The sequence below is a fragment of the Natronomonas aquatica genome (assembly GCF_024449025.1).
GTDB lineage: Archaea > Halobacteriota > Halobacteria > Halobacteriales > Haloarculaceae > Natronomonas > Natronomonas aquatica.
Genome location: NZ_JAHLKM010000056.1, coordinates 1 through 8337 on the forward strand (window position 1 = coordinate 1; position 8337 = coordinate 8337).

General features: G+C 52.9%; 5 protein-coding genes. 3 read left to right on the forward strand and 2 right to left on the reverse strand.

Going from position 1 to position 8337, the window contains the following annotated elements:
* Positions 1-52 precede the first annotated feature (52 nt).
* Both KM295_RS16435 and KM295_RS16440 read right to left on the reverse strand, forming a co-directional pair.
* Entirely contained in the window at positions 53-3442 is a 3390-nt protein-coding gene (locus KM295_RS16435; protein WP_256031408.1) for a class I SAM-dependent DNA methyltransferase, read from the reverse strand.
* Between the two features lie 3 nt (positions 3443-3445).
* On the reverse strand, positions 3446-3637 hold the full coding sequence (locus tag KM295_RS16440; protein ID WP_418904823.1) for a hypothetical protein: 192 nt from the start codon (positions 3635-3637) through the stop codon (positions 3446-3448).
* Positions 3638-4977: 1340 nt separating this feature from the next.
* Between KM295_RS16440 and KM295_RS17230 the strand changes: the two genes are divergently transcribed.
* The 3 genes from KM295_RS17230 to KM295_RS16450 all read left to right on the forward strand — a co-directional run bounded on the left by KM295_RS17230 (position 4978) and on the right by KM295_RS16450 (position 7676).
* Positions 4978-5226: a DUF8139 family protein gene (locus KM295_RS17230; protein ID WP_472924559.1), complete on the forward strand. Its 249-nt coding sequence runs from the start codon at positions 4978-4980 to the stop codon at positions 5224-5226.
* Between the two features lie 352 nt (positions 5227-5578).
* Positions 5579-6853 carry an ATP-binding protein gene (locus tag KM295_RS16445; RefSeq protein ID WP_256031412.1) on the forward strand — a complete coding sequence of 425 codons (1275 nt, stop codon included), beginning with the start codon at positions 5579-5581 and terminating at the stop codon, positions 6851-6853.
* Positions 6854-7043: 190 nt separating this feature from the next.
* Positions 7044-7676: a ribonuclease H-like domain-containing protein gene (locus KM295_RS16450; protein ID WP_256031415.1), complete on the forward strand. Its 633-nt coding sequence runs from the start codon at positions 7044-7046 to the stop codon at positions 7674-7676.
* The last annotated feature ends 661 nt before the right edge of the window (positions 7677-8337 follow it).

Sequence of the window (8337 nt, forward strand, 5' to 3'; positions counted from 1 at the left end):
GGTGGACACCAGAGGCGTCCCCTTGCTCAGGGGAGTCAGTTACTACTGAATTCTAGAGGACTTTGCGACACGACCAATTAATTGGTGTTGAGTTCAGGACAGCGAGTAAAGCATACGAGTTGGAGGGAATGAAGTAACATGTATTGGCCAGATAATACGCCTGATCATCCATCGCAAAGCTACATTCCTTCGAGATGTCCGGATAACAGATCTTGGCCGAATCGAAGAATTTCTGGTATTCGGCCTGACCCTGCATCAGTTCGTACCATTCTTCATCTGTTGCTGTGCTCCCGATTTGTTCACGGTAGTTTTCGAGATGATTCTTCACTGCAGGATACTGATCAATCTGGATACCTTGCTTCGCGTAAATCAGATAACGATCTTGGAAGTCGATGTGGTACCTCGACAAATCCGTTCCCTTGATTAGGGGTTTAATGATCTCCTCTGATTTGGGATCATCCTTGATGAGCTCATCACGCTTTTTCTCATCAATTATGAACGCATCATTGCCCCCTGTCTTGATTCCCCAACCAATCCCGTCGTTCACTTTGGTTATACCAAGCTCACCGGAAATGTATTCTGACAGTTGTAGCCCTCGTGTATCCAAACTACGCTTAATTCGCTCTTCATCAACTGATCCCATTGACCACTTCTCTCTACCAAAATAGTCTGAAGGTAGATTGATAGCCTGTTGTTCGAAAGCGTCAGATAAACTCGTGAACTTTAGAGTCTCAAATTGGGCAGCACGAACCTCATCAGTGAACTCCGACTGGGAGTCAATTATGAGAATCGCAGGGTATGTCGAGATACCGGGGAATACCTCTAAGTCCCCGAAATCGAGTATCTGCTCAACTTGATGTCGGCTGAGGAGCTCCCGGAGATTCTCACCGTACTTTGCTCGCATCCACTTATTTGAGACAATAACACCGTACTTCGAAGCGCATAGCTCCAAACTTCGTTCCATAAAGTAGCCGTAGAGGTCAACACGGCTATCATGAACCTCATAATTCGAAGAAAGGAAGGGTTTCAGCGGTTTGATTTGTTCCATACGGACGTACGGTGGGTTACCAATTACTGCATCGAACCCAGGATCATCGATCTCTGACCCGCCTTCGTCGTAGAACGCTTCAGGATACTCTAACTTCCAGTGGAAGTAGTCATCGTCATCGGCCCACTGTTGCGCATCCTGGAACCACTGCATCTGTTCGATCTGCTCCCACTCGTAATCGTCTTCCATCGCTGCCGCCATCCGCTCATAGGCATCACTCGGGAGATTGTCTAGTCCGAATTCTTCGGCAGTGTGGACGTTCGTCATCGCCTCAAGCCGCTGCCGGAGCTTGTTTCGCTCGAACTCGTCGTACTTGGACTCCATCTCCTTGACGTCCGCAATTTCCTGGTTTTCGATGGCGATGAAGTCCTCGTAAATCCGCATCAACTGCTCGATCGTCCCCTTCCGAGCCACACCGAAGTCCGCGAGCGATGCGTTCTGACTGTCACCACCGCTGTCAGACTCCAGTTCTTCGATTTCTTCGATGTCGCTGCCAACGAGTGAGTTCCCAGTCTTCAGGTGGTGGTCGAGGAATGCAAGCGGCTGCTCAGCAGCGAGCGTTCGAAGCCATAGTGACACCTTCGCCAGCTCGACTGCGAGCGGATTCAGGTCCACACCGTAGATACAGCGCTGGGCGACCTGCCGACGTGCCCAGTTGATGTCGTGCTCTTTATCGACAGTCTCGATACCCTGCTGTGCGGCTTGCTTCTCCTGGGCATCGATGATCTCGCGGGCCAAGTAGTCGATGGCACTCGTGAGGAAGTGTCCGCTCCCCATCGCTGGGTCGAGAATCTTTAGCTCGAACACTCGCTCGGCGAACTCCGCGGCAAAGCCACGTTCACCACGAGCACTCTGTGCCATCAAATCGTTCCGGATGTCCGACACGAGCGGTTCGAGCGTGTTCTCGACGATGTACTCGACGACGTACTCAGGCGTGTAGTACGACCCGGTGGCCTTCCGCTCACCGCTCCCCGTTGTCAGGTAGACTTCGCCCTCCTGTACGACGACGTCGTCACCCTCGTCTGGGATCACGTACTCGCCGTCGTCAATGGCCAGCGGCTCGTGGGCCACGTTGATCTGGTATTCTAAGAGTCCCTCATAAATCGACCCGAGATGCCGGACATCGAGTGATGAGTAATCGACGAAAATCTTCCCGCCACCGTTGCTGTTCTTGCTTCGCGTCAGGAGTTCGACAACCTTCGCAAGGTAGGCGTCGCCGACATCGTGATTGGCGAGGAACTTTGCTTCTGTGCTGTCGTCTTCATCAGGGTCAGTTCGAAACAGTCCACCGTTGTATGCCGGGATGTAGAGGTCTTCTTCGGGAATTCCACGGGACTTGCTACCCTTGTCGATGAGGGTAAACAGTTCGTCCAGACGGGACTGGAGGTTATCCTGCCAGTCACGATACTTCGGGTCACCACTATCGATCTCTTCCGCGACCTCTTGCTTGAGAGAGTTCAGACTGTAGGACTGCTCGTAAATCTCATTGCTTGTGTCGAGTAGCTCACGACCCTCTGCTTCAGCGTAAAGAACGAAGATGAGCCGGTACAGGTAGATGAGCGAACTGTCGTGAATCCGGCTGAGATCGTCCTCATCAAGATCGTTCTCAGGGTACTGGAGGAAGCCCTCTGAAAGGACCTTGATAGCCTCGTAGATGTTGTCTTGCAGATCCTCTCCCAACTCTTGGGCGAAGACATTGGACTCACCATATACGTCGTCGAGGAAGCTGTCCCCGCCGGTGTCTTCCAAGAACGCTTCGTGTCGGAAGAAGAGGTAGAAGTACTTGAAGTCTTCAAGGTCGCCACTCTCCAAGATCGTCGGAAGGTCCACCTCGTAGTAGGAGTCGAGGCGGTGGCTGGTCGGGCCATAGTAGAGTCGCCACTTCTTCCCATCCGTCAGAACGGCCCACCGAGCGGGCGTCTCCTGCAGGTAGACGTGAATCTGGTAACTCGGATTCTCGAAGTCACGTTCGTGTTCGCCACTTCCACGGGTGTCGAGCGGGCGACCCCATCGTTTCGCGTCGGCCACCGCGACGGAGTTCTTGTAGAAGTCGCTTCCTTCGTCGCGCCGTTGGAAAGCATCACGGGCAGCCTCTTCAGTCTCGAAGAAGCCGTAGTCAGGCCGGCGTTGTGTACGGCTGGTGCTCTCCTCGACTTCGAAGGGAATGCCCAGCTTCCTGAACATCGGCCGAATAAACTTCTCTTCGAGCTGGGATTCGTTGCGCTTTGGAGCTGTTTCCTTCTCGCGCTCCCAGAGATCCATAATGTCGTCGTAGGCCTGCTGGAGTTCTTCGTCGCTGACTTCGTCCCATTCTTCGGTCTCGGGGAGGTGTTCGTCAAGGTAGTAGTTCGAGAACAGGTCGCGGTTCGTACGGTAGGTGAGTGCCGTTTGCATGTCTTAGGCTGGGGTAACGATGAGGAATTCTTCGGAGTCCTTGCTGTCGATTAGTGCGTGGGCAACTTCTTTGGCATCGACGACGTCCACTTCGACGTCGTCACCGATGTCCAAGCCAAGCTTTTCGAGTTCAGACCCGGAAACGTTAATCCGGCCTGAATTCCCGGTGTTTCGTCCGATTTGTTTCCGGGTCATCTGGGATACTAATGGCATCTAACTCAATGAGTATAGTCTTTACTTAGACTATCCCTCCACCCAGATGGTCAGTTCCGTGTGGGTCTCTACTTTTTCAAAGATCGGATTCGAACGTTTGTGCGTACCGGAAAGTTGAATCGTGAATGTTCAACTGTAGGTGGAGTAATGTGTAGACATATGGAACTCGTCACAAACACCACTCACACTCACTCAGAGTGGGGATCGGTCACAATTGAACGGATTTATCGAGAGTATGCAGTGTTCGACACGGAGCAAGAGACTGGATCAGTTCCAGGGGGATGGGTGATCAGATACTCAACGCAATCGGGTGACACGGGACTTGAACCAGCAGAAGAGTTTGCCGCAGCGCTTGATTCGAAGTAATCAGTCACCAAGACTGACAATCCGGTGTTGTCCCCCGTTTATTCACGGTCAATTCATCTTCTTTCTTTGCCGCTGGCAGCCCAGTCGCGTATCTGGACGCCATTTGTAATGTTGCTCGGAGGGAACGCACCTCTACTCCTGAATGCTCTGTGAGAGCTCTGTGTGACCGTTAATACCGGCCCCATTGAGTACCGGCTTTTCCTACTCCCACTACACGGCCACAGTGAGTGATAACATTAGATGGCCACAGTGAGTGATAACACTGGATGACTCCAATGGATGACAATATTGGGGAGCCGTCTCGGCTGATAACACTGGGTGACGACATTGGGCAGCCACAGTGAGTAGAAACAGTGGGCGGGCACTGTCTTTGTTCGGACCAACCGGTTACCAGCACTCATCGGACTTATTGACCGGACGGAATACCCACACACAAGTAGGATGAGATGGATGGACACTACGGTATCCGAGCGGATCGGTCCACCACGACCGACCCGGTCGAACGAGGTACCACGACCCACCACGGCCGTGGTCACTCTCTCTGGGGTGCCGGAGCGCCACTTCGTCCGGCAGTTTGTCGACGTACGCTGGTCCTCTTGAAGGTCCGGATTATCGTACACCACCACGGTGTCAAGTGGTCGAATTAATACGAAGTTGCATACTTTCACGCGATCGCTGCCATCGAAAGGTGTCGATCGCATCCGACCTCTGACGGATTTTATCTGTATGTACAGATACCACACCGGGGTAAAACAGGGTAGAGGGCACCGACACTGCGGGTTGTGAAGGTTGTTCGTGCTGACGTAGGAGTAGGGTGAATACCCGTCTCAGGAATCCTGGACGGGTGAAGGTTGGCTCAAACAACCCACGTGCGGCCGGTGGCTAACCGGCAACTCCGATACTATAGTAATCCACTTAATGACTTGCAAACCAATCCCACTGACACTACACGACCGATGGAAGATATCCCGCAACCCTCTGACACGCCGTACTCAACCGGTGATCGCGTCTGCGTGTATCTGAGCCCTGATGACCCAGATTCCAGGTTTCACGGAACTGTGTGTGAGGTTGTAGAGGTGTTCACGGATAATTTGGACAGTGAGACTGACCGGGAGTTAGATCGGTATTCATACCGAGTCCAACGTGTGGACGATTACGAGATGCTTCCGGTACAGTTCCGACATACAGATCTCGTTCCTGAATGACGCGTGTTATCGGTCGAGCCTACAGAACCGCGTGTTGAAGCTCATTCCCCCAGGCTTTCGACGGACAGACGGTTAGAAATACAAGTTTCCTTAATTATCCATATTTTGTGGTAACGTGGACATGAGGTCCAACATACTCTCGAAATATGAATGGCGATCCGCTGCCCCAACTGCGGGAGAGATAGCCGGCGTACTCAGTTTCACTACTGCAATTATTCTTAGTGCAACGGCCATCCTCTATGGAGAACCTCTCACATTCGCACAAGCCACAAGCCCGGCCTTAGGTGAATCTCTATGGATCGTAAGCGCAGGACTTGCCGCCACTTTCGTCGTCGTCGCTACGGTGTTCGCTATGATGGTCGCCCTGGGCTTCATCAGCGCAATGGGTACACCACGACTGTATGGTCGGACAGAATACACCATCATTGGTTCGGGGGGTGTTCTTGGGGCGGTCAGTACCATGACCTTCTCCGTAGCGGCACAAGTGACAAACTCGGGTGTGCTGGTGACTGCATTGCCCGAAGGGTCTGGGGAATCTTTCGCAGCACTCGCAGCCGTGGGTCTGCCACTGACGTACGTATTCTACAAGTTATTCAGGACAGATACAACACCGATCGGAGCCCAGCAGAACGGTTCAACACTCGATCCAGACATCGTCCGTGAGAAGACCGAGCACTGGTCCGACCGCGAGGCCGCTACACCCGCACGAAAGCAACAGAACACGACTCAGAGGATCGATACGCCATCCAATACTAACCAGCCGGATACCACCGATGCGGATCCATCCGAGAACGGGACAGTTTCGGACAACGCGTCTGCGAGTGCCTCGAAGTTCTGTGATATGGAATATCGGTGGGAGCCAGAGACGGACGTGAGCTTCGCCGATGTTGGCGGAATGGAAGGTTTGAAGCACGAATTGGAACGCGATGTGATCAGGCCGCTCACCACGCATCGTGAGAAGGCGGCCGAACTCGGTGTGTCCGCACCGAATATTATCTTCCACGGCCCCCCTGGAACCGGGAAGACATTCATAGCGAAGGCACTTGCCACGGAACTCGGGCTGCCGTTCGCAAAGTCGAGCGGTGCAGATCTCCAGAGTAAGTGGATTAACGAGTCTGCAACGAAGGTCCAGACGCTCTTCGAGGAAGCCAAGACGGTCGCCGCACAGGAAGGCGGTGCAGTCGTATTCCTTGATGAATTGGACACGGTGTTAAAGAACCGTGACGGGGACGGGAATGCGCACGAAGAGGACAATAAGGTCGTCAACGAGTTCTTGAACCACCTCGAAAACACCGAAGATCACAACGTCGTGTTTGTCGGTGCAACGAATCGTCTGGAATCCCTGGACGACGCTGGAATCCGTTCTGGTCGGATCGACAAGAAGGTCCACGTCGGGAAACCGGATGGGGACGCACGCGCGGCAGTGTTGAAAGCCCAACTCGCCGACCGCCCACATCAACTGGACAGCGATGATATGAAACGCGCAGCATCGATGACTGACGGACTGGTAGCTGCGGACCTAGAGTTGGTGGTGACGATCGCAGCAAGATACGTATTAGATCGCAACGGCGAGAAAATCCGGAATCAAGACCTCAAGAGAGGCATATCCGATCTTAGTGTCAGCTAACGTTGAGAGGAGGCCATGAGAAAAGACGTTGTTCGACTAACATCATTGGCATCCACCGTACGCTAACCCTGCTATTTGCCACCTTCTCCGATAGAATCACCGTCGCGCCTACTTCGGGCTGCTTACAACGATTTGTGCCGAATCAGCAGAAATCCAGAGGTATTTGTCGATTGTCGTCTGCGAGTCGGTGATGCCTCACAATCATCGTATCGCAATCGACATCGAGACAATCCCACTCGTAAATGACCCCGACTTCCAGAATCCGGAACATTGGACTGTATTCGCGGTCGCCCTCGGCCACGCACCTCCGCACGGCGACACCAATGTTACAGTTCTCTTCCGGAATACCCCTACTCTCACCGCGGAAGGTGAGCTAATTAACGACACAATCGACTGGATCGCCGATCGGACCGATTCTGGCCGAACGATTCTATCGTATAATGGTAACAACTACGACCTCCCAGTTCTCAGACACCGCGCATCCAGGATTGATGACGTTGACTCCGGGATGAGCGTTTCAAGAAGACTGGCGCTCCTACTCGATACGTCCAATCACGTTGATTTGATCCAAGATATGAAGGACCGGAAAGGGGATTGGGTTTCCTTGGATGACGCCCTCGAAATCCACCAAATCACGGCTGATGAGCCGGAATGGATGGGGTCGAAGGTAACAGGTGCTGAAATGCCTTCGATGGGGATCGAACTCCTCTCCGATCGACCAAATACAGATTTGCGCCGTGTCGTTAAGCGGTACGCTGCGTCAGACGTCGATCCACTATTCGAGTTACACGAGAAACTTACTGATGACCGCGTACGGGATTAGAAATAACGAAACCTGCTGCATCCGCGAACTCTACCAACTCGACAGTCTCGGTTTCCGAACCGGAAGCCTACCGGTCCTCCGTACCTGTTCGATTCCAGTCTCCGTCCTGTCCGAGATACTTCTCAACCCACGCTTTAGCTAACCCTAAGCGGATTGTGCGGCAACGGCTCTATGTGCCCTGTGAGGCGTGTAACTCACGCGTAAACGGCATCAGAATCCATTATGATTCGGCGATCAATACAAATACGACATTCACTGATTGGCTGATACGATTGCAAAACGAGTAATGCCACGCTCGGATGGTCAATCAGTCCACCCACGCGTACCGCTTACGCTCGCAAATCATTCGAATATGCCCTGCTGAAGTACTGTACTCCGATGCAATCTCCCCACACGAGGTTCCACGATCGTTGAGCTGCCTGATGCGACGGATTTGGTGGGGTTCGAAGTCGTGATCAATGCCCCCACGGATAACAGCATCGTAGTTATTCTCGGTGTAAGTGCCTGTAAGCAGATGATTTGGGTTACAACAGGACTCGTTATCACACGTGTGACGCACAACCTCTCCATCAAGCCCGTCCGGGTCTGTGATACGGTCGTGCGTTAGTTTTTACCGGGAATTACGGGCAGAGATAGTTCCAGATATTCGGTTCAGCAACGG